This window comes from Eggerthella sp. AM16-19, assembly GCF_003474385.1.
GTDB lineage: Bacteria > Actinomycetota > Coriobacteriia > Coriobacteriales > Eggerthellaceae > Senegalimassilia.
Genome location: NZ_QUCY01000014.1, coordinates 18,346 through 33,451, shown reverse-complemented (window position 1 = coordinate 33,451; position 15,106 = coordinate 18,346). Strand labels below are relative to the sequence as shown.

Sequence of the window (15,106 nt, the reverse complement as noted above, 5' to 3'; positions counted from 1 at the left end):
TCTCCTCCTGTCTACGCACAAGGCCTCCAAGCGCCTCGTTCCCATCGCCATAGCTGCCGACAGGCTCGGGTAAAGCGTTCGCCGCGAAACAAGCGCTTTGTAAAGCGCCCCGGCCCGGCTTGTAAGCTGCGCGTAAAACCCTGTCACGCTTCGGTCATGGACCGCGCTTGCGGCCGTGCTCTGGCCGATGGTGCGCGTACCATCCTCACCTGCAAGCTCGTTTTGCATGAGAAGACATCCGAAGGGAGTACACGTACTATGCAGGGTTCTTACATCAGCCGCCGCAGCTTCATCGGCATCGCCGGCATGTCCGCGCTGGCCGTCGCCGGTTTCGGTCTGGCAGGTTGCTCGGGTTCCAACGGCGGCTCCGCCGAGTCCGGCAACGCCGCCTCTGGTAAGAAGGCGCTTTCCGGCACCATCACGGCGGTGGGCTCCACCGCGCTGCAGCCGCTGTGCGAGGCGGCCGCGGAGCAGTTCATGCAGGAGAACCCCGGCGTCCAGATCACCGTTCAGGGCGGCGGTTCCGGTCAGGGCGTCACGCAGATCGCGCAGGGCGCCGTGCAAATCGGCAACTCCGACGTGTTCGCCGAGTCCAAGCTGAAGGATTCCTCCGACATCTCCAAGATCGCCGATAACAAGGTGTGCATCGTCGGCATGGCCCCGATCGTCAACGCTGACGTGACCATCGACGACATCAAGCTCGAGGACCTGAAGAAGATCTTCACGGGCGAGATCGCCAACTGGAGCGAGGTCGGTGGCGCCAACGCTCCGATCACGGTCATCAACCGCGCTTCCGGTTCCGGCACGCGCGCCACGTTCGAGGACGTCGTCCTGGCCGGCGCGAAGGTGCCTGATTCCTTCAAGCCGCAGGAGCAGGATTCCTCGGGCACTGCCGCCAAGATGGTCGCCAGCACCCCCGGCGCCATCTCCTACGTGGCCTTCTCCTACTTCGACAGCAGCTTCAAGGCCCTCAAGGTCGACGGCGTGGAACCGGACGCGCAAAACGTCGAGGACAACTCCTGGAAGATCTGGTCCTACGAGCACATGTACACCGCTGCCAGCCCCGATGAGGCCACGAAGGCGTTCCTTGAGTACATGATGGGCGAAGAGGTGCAGGGCGGCCTGGTGGAGCAGCAGGGCTATATCCCCATGTCCGGCATGAAGGTGGAGAAGGACGCTTCCGGCAAGGTGTCCAACAAGTAGGTTCGCCGTACCCGCATCGAGTCAACGAGTTTCGAAAGGAGACGCGCGCATATGGCCTTGATGGCGAAAGCACGCGTCGAGCGGGTCGGTCAGGGCGCCACGGGCGCGTGCATCGCGCTCGTGGCGCTTCTTGTCGTCACGCTTGTCGCCATGGTCGCCGGACGCGGTATCGCAACGTTTACCGCCGACGGCATCGACCTCGGTTCGTTTTTGACGGGAACCACGTGGAACCCGCATCAGGAGGACGCGAGCGGCATGCCCACGGTGGGCGCGCTTCCCATGATCGCGGGCTCGTTCTCCGTCACGTTGCTGTCGACGTTGTTCGCGCTGCCCATCGCGTTCGGCAGCGCCATCTTCGTGGTGGAGGTGGCCCCGCGTTTCGGCCGTCGCGTGTTCCAGCCGCTTTTGGAGCTTTTGGTGGGCATCCCGTCGGTGGTTTACGGCCTTATCGGCTTGACGGTCATCGTGGCCTGGGTGCGCGATGCGGCTGCCGCCATGGGCCAGACCATCACCGGTTTCGGCATCTTCTCGAGCGCCGTGGTGCTTGCCATCATGATCTTGCCGACCATCACCAGCCTGTCCATCGACGCGTTGGCCGCCGTGCCGCACGAGTATCGCGAGGGCAGCTATGCGCTGGGATGCACGCGTTGGCAGACCATTTGGAACGTGGTGCTCAAAAGCGCTGCGCCGTCGCTGATGACGGCGGTCATCCTGGGCATGACGCGCGCCTTCGGCGAGGCATTGGCGGTGCAGATGGTCGTCGGCAACGCCATCCAGATGCCTTCCGGCTTGTTCACGCCCGCTTCCACGCTGACCAGCGTGCTGACCATGGGCATGGGCAACGAGGCCATGGGCACAGTGCACAACGACGTGCTGTGGTCGCTGGCCCTGCTGCTGTTGGCCATGTCGCTCGTGTTCATCATGATCATCCACCTCATCGGGCACAAGGGGGCGGCGAAACGTGACTAACTTCGATATGTCGGCGCACGTGCGCCGCATCAACCGGCAGGACCGCATCGCCACCGGCGTGCTCGTGGGCATCGCCGCCTTCGTCATGCTCATGCTCGCAGCCATCGTGATCTACATCCTGGTGGCGGGCGCGCCGAAGCTGTTCGATCTGAACTTCCTCACCGGTAAGCCCCAGCAGTTCAAGGAAGGCGGCGGCATCGGCCCCGAGCTGTTCAACAGCTTCTACCTTCTGGTCCTCACGCTGCTCATCAGCGTGCCGCTTTCCCTGGGCGCGGCCATCTTCCTGTCGCAGTATGCGCCCGACAACGCGGCCACGGCGGTTGCCAAGACCGCCATCGAGACGCTGTCCAGTTTGCCGTCGGTGGTCGTGGGCCTGTTCGGCTTCTTGTTCTTCGTGCTGTACATGGGCTGGGGCTTCTCCATCATCGCCGGTGCGGTGGCGCTGACCATGTTCAACATCCCCATCCTGGTGCGCGTCATCCAGCAGGCGCTCGAGGACGTGCCGCGCAGCCAGCGCGATGCGGGCCTTGCGATGGGTCTGACGCGTTGGGAAACCACCATCCACGTGCTGCTTCCCGCCGCCATGCCCGCCATCGTCACCGGCGTGGTGCTCTCCGCGGGCCGCGTGTTCGGCGAGGCCGCGGCGCTGATCTTCACGGCGGGCCAGTCCGCCCCGGTGCTCGACTTCACGTGCCTGGACTTCTCCAGCCCGTCGTGCCCGTGGAACGTGTTTCGCCCGGCCGAGACCTTGGCGGTGCATATCTGGAAGATCAACAGCGAGGGCGTCGTGCCCGACCTGGCGGCCATCTCCAACGGCACCGCGGCGGTGCTCATGGTGTGCATCCTGGCGTTCAACATCCTGGCACGCGTGATCGGCAAGTATCTGGAAAGGAGGCTGACCAGCGAATGAGCAGGGAAAACGAAATGATAGGCGCTGAGGTGCCCCAGGTGGGGAGCGGTCGGCCTGCCGGCGGCGAGCTTCTGAGCACGCGCGATCTGACCGTATGCTACGGGAGCAACGAGGCCCTGCATCCCACGTCGCTCGACTTCGCAGCGGGGCAGGTGACGGCGCTGATCGGCCCGTCCGGTTGCGGCAAGTCCACGTTTCTGCGCTGCCTCAACCTTATGAATCGCGAGATCCCCAAGTGCAAGATCGGCGGCGAGGTGCTCTACCACGGCCGCAACATCAACACGCGCAAGGAGAATCTGTTCGAGCTGCGCAAATCCATCGGCATGGTGTTCCAGCAGCCTACGCCGTTCCGCAAGTCCATCCGCGACAACATCCTGTTCGCCCCCAAGCGTCACGGTTTGGTGAACGGCAAGGAGGATTGCGATGCGCTGGTGGAGCAGAGCCTGCGCGCCGGCGCGCTATGGGACGAGGTGCGCGACAAGCTCGACGAAAGCGCCTATGCCCTTTCCGGCGGCCAGCAGCAGCGCCTGTGCATCGCCCGCACGCTTGCCATGCATCCCGACGTGGTGCTGTTCGACGAGCCATGCAGCGCGCTTGACCCCATCTCCACCTTCACGGTGGAGGAGACCATCCGCTCCATCGCCGAGTCGGGCATCTGCGCCATCATCGTGACGCACAACATGGAGCAGGCGACGCGCGTTTCCGACAACACGGCGTTTTTCTACGTGGGCGATATGGTGGAGACCGGCCCCACCAAGCGCCTGTTCAGCCAGCCGAAGGATAAACGTTTGCAAGACTATCTGACGGGAAGGTTCGGCTGATCATATGACCGATTTCAAAAACGAGCAGGGCGCGGTGGTGCGCGATGCGGGTGCCCAGGTCGACGAGCCCATGATCTCCATCCGCGATTTCAACCTGTGGTACGGCGATTTCCAGGCGCTTAAGGGGGTTACGCTCGACATCCCGAAGAACCGCGCCACCGCGTTCATCGGGCCTTCCGGCTGCGGCAAGTCAACGCTGCTGCGTACCTTCAACCGCATGTGCGACTTCGTTCCCACCGTGCGCACCGAAGGCGTCATCGAGGTGGCAGGGCGCGACATCTTCAGCGGCGATGCCAACGAGCTGCGCGTGAGGGTGGGCATGGTGTTCCAGCACCCCAACCCGTTTCCCATGTCCATCCGCGACAACATCCTGTACGGACCGCGCCGCATGCGCAGGCTCGGGCGCGCCGAGGCCGACGAGCTGGTGGAGAGGTGCCTGCGCGATGCCGGCCTGTGGGACGAGGTGCGCGATAAGCTGGGCCAATCGGGCCTGGGGCTTTCCGGTGGCCAGCAGCAGCGCCTGTGCATCGCGCGCGCTTTGGCCACGCAGCCCGAGATATTGCTCATGGATGAGCCCACGAGCGCCCTTGACCCCATCTCAACGGCGCTCGTCGAGGAGCTGATGGTGCAGCTTGCCCGTGAGCGAACCGTGGTGGTGGTCACGCATAACATGCAGCAGGCCACGCGCGTGGCCGACAAGACAGCCTTCTTCTACCTGGGAGAGCTGGTGGAATCCGGGCCGACCAAGCAGCTGTTCGGCAGCCCCGTGCAGCAGAAGACGAAAGACTACCTGACAGGAAGGTTCAGCTGATGAAGACCCGTACCCGTTATATCAACAAGCTGGAGGAGCTGGGGGCGCTGGTTAATCAGCTGTCCGAGAAGACGGTGCTCGATGTTCGGGCCTTGGGCCGGGCGCTTGCCGGCGACGCCGATGCCGCCGAAAGCGTGCTTTCCGGTAGCAAGGCGGCGCGCAGGCTGCGCGAGGCCATCGAGGACGGCTGCCTTGACATCATGCTCATGCAGCAACCGCTGGTGGCCGATGATCTGCGGGAAGTGACCGGCGCGTTTCGCCTGGTCAGCGACTTGGCGCATATCGACGAGATGACGCGCGACGCTGCGTACCTCTCCCAGCAGCTTACGCCGAAGGCCATCTCTCGCCTGCAGAGCGAGTTCGCCGAGGCCACCGACAAGGTGTCGAACATGGTCTCGCTTGCCACGAAGGCGTTCTCCCAGGCAGATGCCGCGCTTGCCCAGCGCGTGTTCGCCATGGACGACGAGGTGGACGAGCTGTACGACCGCTGCGAGCAGGTGGTGGTCGATCTGATTCGCAGCGAGACGCAGGGCGCCAGCCATCTGCCGGAGCTGCTCATGGTGGCGAAGTACTTCGAGCGCATGGGCGACGATGCCGAGCGCATCGCAAGCTGGGCCGTTTTCCGCGCAACGGGCGAGCATACGCTAAACTCTGCGGGTAAGGAAAACGCCGAAGGGTAGCGCGCCGCGGCAGCGGGGCGCAGGGTTCGCGTCGCGCCCGGCGCTTCGGCTGTGGAAGGGGTGCTTGAGGGTTGGCTGTCTACTATGTCGGACAGCCCGGTGGGCTGTCCGATCCCCGAGCACCGCGGCAGCGGGGCGCAGGGTTCGCGTCGCGCCCGGCGCTTCGGCTGTGGAAGGGGTGCTTGAGGGTTGACTGTCTACTATGTCGAGGATGATGAGAACATCCGTCAGCTGGTGCTTTACGCCTTGACGCAGTCGGGCATCCAGGCCGAAGGGCAGCCCGATGATGCGGCGTTTCGCGCCGCATGCGCCAAAAGCATCCCGGATGTGGTGGTTTTGGACATCATGCTTCCCGACGTCGATGGCCTGGAAATCCTCAAGCGCATCCGCAGCACGCCCGGCAAGCTTTCTCGCGTGCCCGTTATGATGGTCACGGCTAAAAACTCGGAGCTGGACATCGTGCGGGCGTTGGATGCCGGGGCCGACGAGTACATCACGAAGCCTTTCGGTATGATGGAGATGGTGAGCCGCGTGCGCGCTATGCTGCGCCGTGCTCCCGATTGGGGAGGCGGCCGTTGCGAGGACGTTCTGAGCCTGGGCGCCCTTTCCCTGGATTTCCAGGCGCGTGAGCTGCTCGTCGACGGGGCGCCCGTGGCGCTTACCATGCGCGAATTCGATTTGCTGGCGTATATGATGCGCCATCCCGGCGCCGTGCTGTCGCGCGAGAAGCTCCTGCAAAACGTGTGGGGCTGGGATTTCGGCGGCGGCAGCCGCACGGTCGACATGCACGTGCTCACGCTTCGGCAAAAGCTCGGCGAGCATGCCGATGCCGTGGAGACGGTGCGTGGGGTCGGCTATCGCCTGGCGGGCCCGCGTCCAGACGATTCGGTTGTGGAATAACGAGGTGCAAGCATGATCTACTACTTGGAAGACGACACGAATATCCGCGATTTGACGGTGTACGCGCTCAAGCAGGCGGGCCTTGAGGCAGCGGGCTTCGCCCATGCCGGCGACTTCTTCGATGCTTGCCGAGAATCGCTTCCCGACTTGGTGTTGCTCGACATCATGTTGCCCGAGATCGACGGACTCGAGGTTCTCCGCCGCCTGCGCGAGGACCCGGCCACCAAGTTCCTTCCCGTCATGATGCTCACGGCGAAAGGCACCGAGTTCGACAAGGTCAGCGGCCTTGATGCGGGCGCCGACGATTACCTGGCCAAACCCTTCGGCATGATGGAGCTGGTCAGCCGCGTGAACGCGCTCTTGCGCCGCGCCGCGGCGCCAACCGCGCCCGCCGGCGATGTGCTGGAGTGCGGGCCCATCGAGCTGCGCGTGCTCGAGCACACCGTTTCCGCAGGCGGCATCCCCGTCGAGCTCACGCTCAAGGAGTTCGACCTGCTGCGCGCACTGCTTCGCAACGTCGGGCGCGTGCTGTCGCGCGGTCAGCTGCTCGAGGACGTATGGGGCATGACGTTCGTGGGCGAGACGCGCACTGTCGACGTGCATATCCAAACGCTGCGCCAGAAGCTTTCCGCCGCATGCCCGGGTGCCGATGCCTGCATCAAAACCGTGCGCGGCGTGGGTTACAGCATCAGACAGCCGGAATAGAGGTTTGCCGCATGAGCCCTTCGCCCGATCACGTTAAAAGCCTTGCCGGCCGCATCTTCACCACCGTTTTGGCGTTTTCCCTGGGGATTCTTTTGGCCTTTTCCGCGGTGATGGTCAGCATCTTCTATTACTCCTACGAGCATGATGCCGAGCAGGCCCTGGTCCAGGAAGCCAGCCGGGCGGCGACGGCCCTTGACGAGGCCCCGGCCGCCGATGTGGCCACCGTCTTGTCCCAGCAGTTCAGCGGTATCACCCGCTACACGCTTATCAGCGAAAACGGCCTGGTGCTCTACGATAGCCAGGCAGACGCCGGCCAGATGGATAACCACGCCTCCCGTCCCGAGGTCAGCAAGGCCGCGCGCACGGGCGAGGCGGTGAGCATGCGCTATTCGGAAACCTTGGGCACCGATACGGTGTATGCCGCTGAGAAGCTCTCCGATGGGCGCATCGTCCGCTTGTCTGAAACCCGTCATTCCCTGTTCGCCTTCTTGGGCGAGATGCTCGTGCCAACGCTGTTCGCGCTCGTGGTCGTCGCCGGATTGGTATTCTTGCTGTCCCGGCTGCTCACGCGCCACATCATGAAGCCTATCGACGCCCTTGACATGGCGGAACCTTTGGAAAACGACATCTACGGGGAAATGGTGCCCCTTCTTCAGCGCATCGACGATCAGCAGACGCAGCTCAAGAAGCAGAACAAGGAGCTTGCCGAAGCGGAAAGCATGCGCCGCGACTTCTCCAGCAACGTTAGCCACGAGATGAAGACGCCGCTGCAGGTGATATCGGGCTATGCCGAGCTTATGAAGAACGACATGGTGCTGCCTGAGGACCGGCAGAAGTTCGCCGGCCTTATCTACGACGAGGCGCAGGCGATGCGCGGCCTTATCAACGACGTGCTCACGCTTTCGAAGCTCGACGAGAGCGCGTTCGCGCGCGAGGAGCGGCCCATCGACGTGACGTCCGTTGCCCGACGGATGGCCGGACGCTTGGAGTCGTTCGCCGCTGACGAGGGCGTATCCATCTCCGTGAAGGGCGGGTCCACCCATATCAACGGTAGCGAGACGCTTGCCGAGGAGATGCTGTACAACCTTATCGAAAACGCGGTGCGCTACAACCATGCCGGCGGAAGCGTGTCGGTGCGCGTGTCGCAGGGCGCTGCGTCCGAGGAGGTTTTGGAGGCGCTGCGTGCGGCAGGGGCGGAGCCGGACCCCGAATCGGTGGTCACGGTGCGCGTGAGCGATACCGGGGCGGGCATTCCCGAGGAGATGCGCGAAAAGGTGTTCGAGCGATTCTTCCGTCTGGATAAAAGCCGTTCGAAGGAAACAGGCGGCACGGGCCTGGGGCTTGCCATCGTCAAGCATGCGGTGCAATACCACCACGGCACGATCTGCGTGGAAGGGGCGCAAGGCGAGGGCACCACGTTCGTGCTCAGGCTGCCTGCGGCGTAACTGCTTTTCGCAAGATGATTGCGGGTGTGATGGCGGGGCGGGCCGGATTCGGGCATGAAAAAAGTCCCACCCCCGGCCGGAAGGATGAACCCACCTCAACAAGGTGGGTGCTCGCAGCTTGCTTCCCGGCTTTCGTGCCAACGGGCGCGAATCTCCGTTTCACTTGCTATCTTGAGCTCCCTCGGAAATAGCATCGGTCCATCGCAAAAAGTACGGCGACAAGGGTGGAACCTGATATCGAGTATATGGGACCTCAAGGCAAAGTAAAGTCTTGACAGAATCGGTGAAGCAGGTGTAAGCAAGCCGTTGCTTTTCGAGCTGAGCGAGACGCCCCATTTTTCTCTAGGCAAACAAACGTTCGCGTGCTATCATGGTTTGCCAATCAACAGGCAGGGGTGGTCATGGACACGCTATTCACGGCAATGGAGAACGAACGCAAGCAGCAGGTGGCGCCGCTGGCGGTGCGCATGCGCCCGCGAACGCTGGAAGATGTGGTGGGGCAGCAGGATGCCGTGGGCCCGGGCAGCTGGTTGCGTGCGGCCATCGAGCAGGACAACGTCAGCTCGGTCATCCTCTACGGCCCGGCGGGAACCGGCAAAACCTCCATCGCTCACGTCATCGCCGAATCCACGAAGGCCACGTTCGTGGAGGTGTCGGCCATCGGCGGCACCGTATCCGACCTGCGCCGGGAAATCGACGCCGCCGAGAAGCGCTTGGCGCTCAACGGCTCGCGTACCATCCTGTTTGTGGACGAGATCCATCGATTCAATCGCAGTCAGCAGGATGCGCTTCTTCATGCGGTGGAGAACCGCACCGTGGTGCTGGTGGGAGCCACCACTGAGAACCCGTTTTTCGAGGTGAACTCCGCCCTTATCAGCCGCTCGCGCGTGGTCGGTCTCAAGGGGCTTTCCGACGGCGATGTGGCGCAGCTGGTCGACCGGGCCGTTGCCGACCCTCGCGGGCTGGACGGCTTGTATACGCTCGACCCGGCTGCTCGCAGCGCTATCGTGCTCTTGGCGGGCGGCGATGGCCGCGCATCGCTTACCACCCTCGAGCTTGCGGCGGGCATGCAGCAGCCCGGCACGCGCGAGAACCCTGCCGTTATCACGAAGGCGCAGGTGGAAAGCGCTACGCCGCATCGCGCATTGCCGTATGACAAGAACAAGGATATGCATTACGACATCATATCCGCCTTCATCAAGTCCATGCGCGGTTCCGATCCCGATGCGGCGCTGTATTGGCTCGCCCGTATGATCGATGGGGGAGAGGACCCCAAATACATCGCGCGCCGTATGCTTATCCACGCGTCCGAGGACGTGGGCAACGCCGATCCTCAGGCATTGCTGGTGGCCGCGGCCGCGTTCAAATCAGCGGAGGTCATCGGGTATCCCGAATGCCGCATCAACTTGGCGCAGGCGGCAACCTATATCGCTCTTGCGCCGAAAAGCAACGCGTGCGAGGCGGGTATCGATGCTGCCTTGGCGGAAGTGCGAAACGGGCCCAAGCGCGATGTCCCCGACTATCTTCGCGACAGGCACCGCCCCGGCTCCGAGCATTACGGCGCGTACAAATACCCGCACGATTATCCTGCAGGCTGGGTCGATCAACGCTACTTGCCGGAAGGGCTTGAGCGCGGCTGCTTCTATCATCCCTCCGAGCGCGGTTGGGAGTCGTATCGCGTAGATGCCGCGGCGCGCGATCGGGCGCAGGCTCCCCATGCGGCGGCGGGGGTCCATCATGGGGCCGAGCTGCCGAAGGGCGGGTCGGTCGATGTCGAGGCGAACGGTGTGCGCAGCGGGCGGAAGAAACCGGGCGCGCGGGATGCTTCCGAAGGCGAGGAAACGGGTGCCCGTTAGGCGCTTCTTCTTAAGGAGCGCAAGGCAAAACCCCACGTCTTTTCGAAGGTAACCGCATTGCAACCGCTATGAACGGCGGGTGTAAACGCATGCGTCGGCGGGGTAGAATCCAAGACCGCATGCTATAGTTGGCGGCGTATATGGATATATGAAGGAGGCGTCTGGTGGATTTCGGCGAAGTTATGGGCGTGGTTTTGCCTATCGTGTACGTGGTGCTCGGCGTGGCTTTGGTGTGGTTCGTGATCGAGCTTGTCATCACCGTGCGCAAAACGCGCACCACGGTCGACAAAATGAAGGAGCAACTTGACCCGACGCTTGAAAGCGTGCAACGCATCACGAAATCGCTCGAGCCCGCTATGGACAAGGTCGATCCGCTCGTCGATCGCGTGTCCTTGACCGTGGATGCGGCGAATCTCGAGATTATGCGCCTCGATCAGATCTTGGAGGATGTCAGCGACATCACCGACTCCGCCTCGAATGCGGTGGGCGTGGTCGAGGCCGCCACGAACGCTCCCATGGAGATCATGAACAACGTCACCTCCAAGGTTCGCGAGAAGCTCAAGTCCAAGCATGCCAGCGATGAATCGGTCGCTCTTGGCGAGGCGAAGGCGAAGGCCCAAGCCGCAGCATTGGCAGGCGCGCCGGACGAGGGCGACGATGCGCAGGGCGGCACCCCCTCCAAGGCCCAGGCAAACGACGACGATGCGCCCCAGCAGGTCCAGCCTGATGACCGGCCTGAGCAGCCTGCGTACTTCACGTATGCTCCCCAGGGCAACGATTCCTCCCAGGAGCGCTAGGAGCTGGTATCCATGGCCACCAATCCCGATGTCGCGATGGAGAAGGCGCGCCGACGGTTCCTCATGGTATGGACCGCGGTAGGCGCCATCCTGCTCACAGGCGCAGCGGTCTACCTCGTCAACATCCTCAGCGTCCCGATCGGCATCTTGCTTTGGACGCTGATCATCGTGTTCTGCCTGCGCGGCACGGTGAACAAGCTGGAATCCAAGGGCGTGCCGCGCCCGGCGGGAACGGGCATCGCCTATCTGCTCATGTTCGCCGTGCTGGCGATCGTCAGCTTCCTTATGCTCTCCCCGGCGTTCGGCTTCGGTGAGCAGTTCACTGACCTGGTGCAGAGCATCCCCGGCTACATCAACGACTTCATGGGCTGGGCCAACGGCGTGTACGCTCGCTATTCCGATGTGTTCCAGAACAACACGGTGCAAGCCTATATGAACGAGGCCTTGTCCTCTATGGGCTCAGCGGCGTCCGATGTGGCGCGACAGAGCGCCACGGGCGTGGTCGCCATCGGTGCCGGCGTGGTGAACACGGGCATAGCGGTGGGCTTCGCCCTGGTCATAGCGTTTTGGATCCTCATCGAGCTTCCCGCGCTCGGTCGCGAGACCATGCGATTGGCAGGCCCTTCCCATCGCGAGACCATGGATATGCTGCACGTCACGTTCACGCGCGTTATGGGCGGCTATATCAAGGGCACGCTTATCCAGTGCGGCGTCATCGGGGTGGCGTGCGGCGTGCTGTTCGCCGTCTCGGGCATTCCCAATTACGCCGCGCTCGGCATCATCGCTGGCATCTTGAACATCATCCCCATCGTGGGCCCGTGGCTCGGCGGTGCGCTGGCGGCGCTTGTGGGCGTGTTCGTCAGCCCGTGGATCGCGTTGGTGGCGCTTGTGGGCACCATCATCATCCAGCAGGTGGTGTATACGTTCGTCTCTCCGAAGATCATGGCGTCATCGGTGGACATCCATCCGGCGCTCACCCTTATCGCCTTGGTTGCGGGCAGCGCGATCGGCGGGGCCATGAGCGGGTTCACCGGCTCGCTTGTGGGCATGCTGGCCTCTATTCCCGCCGTGGCGGTTATGAAGTCTGTTTTCGTGTATTATTTCGAGAAGCAAACCGGGCGCCAGCTGGTTGCCGAGGATGGCGTGTTCTTCCAGGGCACGCCTCGATCCGACGGATCGCTCGACCCCATCGCCGATGCAACGTCCCCTCATCCGGACGCTTCGACGGGCTTCTCCCTTCCGAAGGTGGGCCGCGGCAAAGAGCAACGTCGCGACGGCGATCGGCAATAGGGCGCACGCGCGCCGATTTATGGCAAGGCATAGTTAGAAAGACAGGCACATGGAGTACATGACTAGCGCGGAGATCCGCGAGAAGTACTTGAAGTTCTTCGAGAGCAAGGGCTGCAAACGCATGCCGTCCTCCTCTCTCATCCCCGATGACCCCTCGCTGCTGCTCACTAGCGCGGGCATGGTGCAGTTCAAGCCCTACTTCCTGCACCAGAAGGAGCTCGACCCCGCATATATCGGCACCACTACGGTGCAGAAGTGCGTGCGCACCAACGACATCGACAATATCGGCGATGCTCGCCACCTGTCGTTCTTCGAGATGCTGGGCAACTTCAGCTTCGGCTGCTACTTCAAGCGCGAGATGTGCGCATGGGCCTTCGAGTTCTCCACGGAGGTGCTCGGCCTTCCGAAGGATAAGCTGTACTTCACCGTGTTCGAGAACGACGACGAGACCATCGAGATTTGGAAGTCGCTCGGCGTGGCCGAAGACCACATCTCCCGTTTGGGCGAGGATGATAACTTCTGGCGCGCCGGGCCTACCGGCCCGTGCGGCCCGTGCTCCGAGATCTACTTCGATCAGGGCCCCGAGGTGGGTTGCGGCAGCCCCGACTGCAAGCCGGGCTGCGATTGCGACCGCTTCCTGGAGTACTGGAACTGCGTGTTCACCCAGTACGACGGCCAGGAAGATGGCACGCTGGCCCCGCTTAAGACCAAGAACATCGATACCGGCATGGGCCTTGAGCGCATGGCGGCCATCATGCAGGGCGTTACAAACAACTACGACACCGACGTGCTTCGCAGCCTGGTCGGCGTGGGCGAGCGCTTGGCCGGCGTCGAGTACGGCAAGGACGAGGCCGCCGACCTGTGCCTGCGCATCATGGCCGACCACAGCCGCTCGGTCACGTTCATGATCGCCGACGGCATTCTGCCCTCCAACGAGGGTCGCGGCTACGTGCTGCGCCGCCTGCTGCGCCGCGCCGTCATGAAGGGCCATATGCTGGGCCTGGACAAGCCGTTCCTCAACGAGTACGTCGACGAGCTGGTCAAGCTCATGGGCAGCGTGTACCCCGAGGTCATCGACAACCGCGAGCTCATCCGCGGCATCATCTTGTCCGAGGAGGAGCGCTTCGGCGCCAACCTTCGCCAGGGCCGCGCGTTCCTGTCCGAGTCCCTCGATAAGCTCGAGGGCGCCACGCTTCCCGGCGAGCAGGCGTTCACGCTGCATGACACCTACGGCTTCCCCGTGGACATCACGCGCGAGCTGTGCGAGGAGCGCGGCGTCGTCGTGGACATGGAGGGCTTTGAGCGTTGCATGGAGGCGCAGCGCGATCGCGCCCGTGCGGCCAACGTCAAGGACGCCGAGGCGGCCTGGTCCACGTACGGCGGCATCCACGCCGAGCTGCTCAAGGAGCTCGGCGCCACGAGGTTCGTCGGCTATCAGGAGCTTTCCGCCCAGGCTACGGTCAGCGCGCTTATCGCCGACGGCAAGCGCGTGAGCGAGCTGCAGGCCGGTCAGACCGGCGAAGCGGTCTTGGACGTGACCCCGTTCTATGCTGAGATGGGCGGCGAAGTGGGAGACACGGGCGTCATCGAGGCCGAGGGCGTCAAGGTTCAGGTCGTCGACACGAAGGCCCCTGAGAAGGGCCTCGTCTGCCATGTGGTGAAGGTGCTCGAGGGCGCTCTTTCCCAGGGCGCTGCCGTCACGGCTTCCGTGGATGCGGATCGTCGTGCACGCGTCACGCGCAACCATACCGCCACGCATATCCTGCACGCCGCGCTGCGTCAGGTCCTCGGCGAGCATGTCTCCCAGGCCGGCAGCTACGTGGGTCCCGACCGCTTGCGCTTCGACTTCACGCATTTCGCCGCGGTTACGGCCGAGCAGCTGGCGCAGGTCGAGCGCGTTGCCAACGAGTTCATCATGTCCGCAACGCCCACCAACATTTACGAGACCTCGCTTGACGCGGCCCGCGAAAGCGGCGTCACCGCCCTGTTCGGCGAGAAGTACGGCGATCAGGTGCGCGTCGTGGAGTGCGGCGGGTTCTCCCGCGAGCTGTGCGGCGGCTGCCATGTCGCCAACACGGCTGAGATCGGCATCATGAAGATCACGTCCGAAACCAGCGTGGGCGCTAACGTGCGCCGCATCGAGGCCGTCACCAGCTTCGGCGCCCTTGACTACATCAACAAGGTCGAGGCAGAGCTGAAGGAAACCGCCGAAGAGCTGCGCGTGCCGCTGTTCGACGTGTCCGAGCGCACCGCCGCCAACGTCAAGCAGCTGCGCGAGTTCCAGAAGAAGGCCAAGCAGACCAAGGGCATTGTGTCCGATGACAACATCACCAAGCTCGTGGGCTCTGCCGTGAAGTCCGCTGCCGGCTACCCCGTGGTCATCTCCCGTGTGAAGATCGCCGATGCGGGCGGCCTTCGCAACGGCTGGGATGTCCTGTCCGCTCGCATGGCGGAACCCGGCGCATGCGTGCTCATCGGCGAGAAGGACGGCAAGGCCGTGCTGATGGCAGCCGGCACGCCCGAGGCGGTCGAAGCCGGCTTCAACGCCGGTGCCATCATCAAGGCCATCGCCCCCTGCGTGCAGGGCGGCGGCGGCGGCAAGCCGGCTATGGCGCAGGCCGGCGGCAAGAACGCCGCGGGCATCGATGATGCGCTCGAGGCTGCTCGCAAGATGCTGCTGTAGCTTTTGATGCAGCTTTCACGCCCCGCCGCCCTTGGC

13 protein-coding genes are annotated in these 15,106 nt (G+C 63.6%); all 13 read left to right on the top strand.

Annotation, left to right across the window (positions count from 1 at the left end; all coding sequences use genetic code 11):
- Nucleotides 1-258 precede the first annotated feature (258 nt).
- The 13 genes from DW178_RS06775 to alaS all read left to right on the top strand — a co-directional run bounded on the left by DW178_RS06775 (nt 259) and on the right by alaS (nt 15,070).
- A complete protein-coding gene (locus tag DW178_RS06775; protein ID WP_118350257.1) occupies nt 259-1,203 on the top strand; it encodes a phosphate ABC transporter substrate-binding protein PstS family protein in 945 nt (314 codons plus the stop codon).
- Between the two features lie 51 nt (nt 1,204-1,254).
- A complete protein-coding gene (pstC, locus tag DW178_RS06770) occupies nt 1,255-2,172 on the top strand; it encodes a phosphate ABC transporter permease subunit PstC (protein WP_118350256.1) in 918 nt (305 codons plus the stop codon).
- The gene (pstA, locus tag DW178_RS06765) at nt 2,165-3,082 is read left to right on the top strand and encodes a phosphate ABC transporter permease PstA (RefSeq protein ID WP_286168557.1); all 918 of its coding nucleotides are present in this window, start codon (nt 2,165-2,167) and stop codon (nt 3,080-3,082) included. The genes pstC and pstA overlap by 8 nt, the downstream gene beginning before the upstream one ends.
- Nucleotides 3,079-3,903, top strand: a complete 825-nt coding sequence (gene pstB / locus DW178_RS06760; RefSeq protein WP_286168556.1) for a phosphate ABC transporter ATP-binding protein PstB — start codon at nt 3,079-3,081, stop codon at nt 3,901-3,903. Before pstA ends, pstB (DW178_RS06760) begins: the two co-directional genes overlap by 4 nt.
- A 4-nt stretch (nt 3,904-3,907) precedes the next feature.
- A complete protein-coding gene (gene pstB, locus DW178_RS06755) occupies nt 3,908-4,714 on the top strand; it encodes a phosphate ABC transporter ATP-binding protein PstB (RefSeq protein ID WP_118350255.1) in 807 nt (268 codons plus the stop codon).
- A complete protein-coding gene (locus DW178_RS06750) occupies nt 4,714-5,394 on the top strand; it encodes a phosphate signaling complex PhoU family protein (protein WP_199669257.1) in 681 nt (226 codons plus the stop codon). The genes pstB (DW178_RS06755) and DW178_RS06750 overlap by 1 nt, the downstream gene beginning before the upstream one ends.
- A gap of 189 nt (nt 5,395-5,583) precedes the next feature.
- Nucleotides 5,584-6,294, top strand: coding sequence for a response regulator transcription factor (locus tag DW178_RS06745; RefSeq protein WP_118350253.1), 711 nt, complete (start codon nt 5,584-5,586; stop codon nt 6,292-6,294).
- Between the two features lie 12 nt (nt 6,295-6,306).
- On the top strand, nt 6,307-6,999 hold the full coding sequence (locus tag DW178_RS06740) for a response regulator transcription factor (protein WP_118350252.1): 693 nt from the start codon (nt 6,307-6,309) through the stop codon (nt 6,997-6,999).
- 11 nt (nt 7,000-7,010) lie between these two features.
- Nucleotides 7,011-8,444 (top strand): sensor histidine kinase, encoded by a 1,434-nt coding sequence (locus tag DW178_RS06735; protein WP_118350251.1) that lies wholly within the window; start codon nt 7,011-7,013, stop codon nt 8,442-8,444.
- Between the two features lie 401 nt (nt 8,445-8,845).
- Nucleotides 8,846-10,300 (top strand): replication-associated recombination protein A, encoded by a 1,455-nt coding sequence (locus DW178_RS06730; protein WP_118350250.1) that lies wholly within the window; start codon nt 8,846-8,848, stop codon nt 10,298-10,300.
- Nucleotides 10,301-10,464: 164 nt separating this feature from the next.
- Nucleotides 10,465-11,097, top strand: a complete 633-nt coding sequence (locus DW178_RS06725) for a DUF948 domain-containing protein (protein ID WP_118350249.1) — start codon at nt 10,465-10,467, stop codon at nt 11,095-11,097.
- Nucleotides 11,098-11,109: 12 nt separating this feature from the next.
- Complete coding sequence (locus tag DW178_RS06720) at nt 11,110-12,387, top strand: AI-2E family transporter (RefSeq protein ID WP_118350248.1); 1,278 nt, start codon at nt 11,110-11,112, stop codon at nt 12,385-12,387.
- A gap of 49 nt (nt 12,388-12,436) precedes the next feature.
- The gene (gene alaS / locus DW178_RS06715) at nt 12,437-15,070 is read left to right on the top strand and encodes an alanine--tRNA ligase (protein ID WP_118350247.1); all 2,634 of its coding nucleotides are present in this window, start codon (nt 12,437-12,439) and stop codon (nt 15,068-15,070) included.
- Nucleotides 15,071-15,106 lie beyond the last annotated feature (36 nt).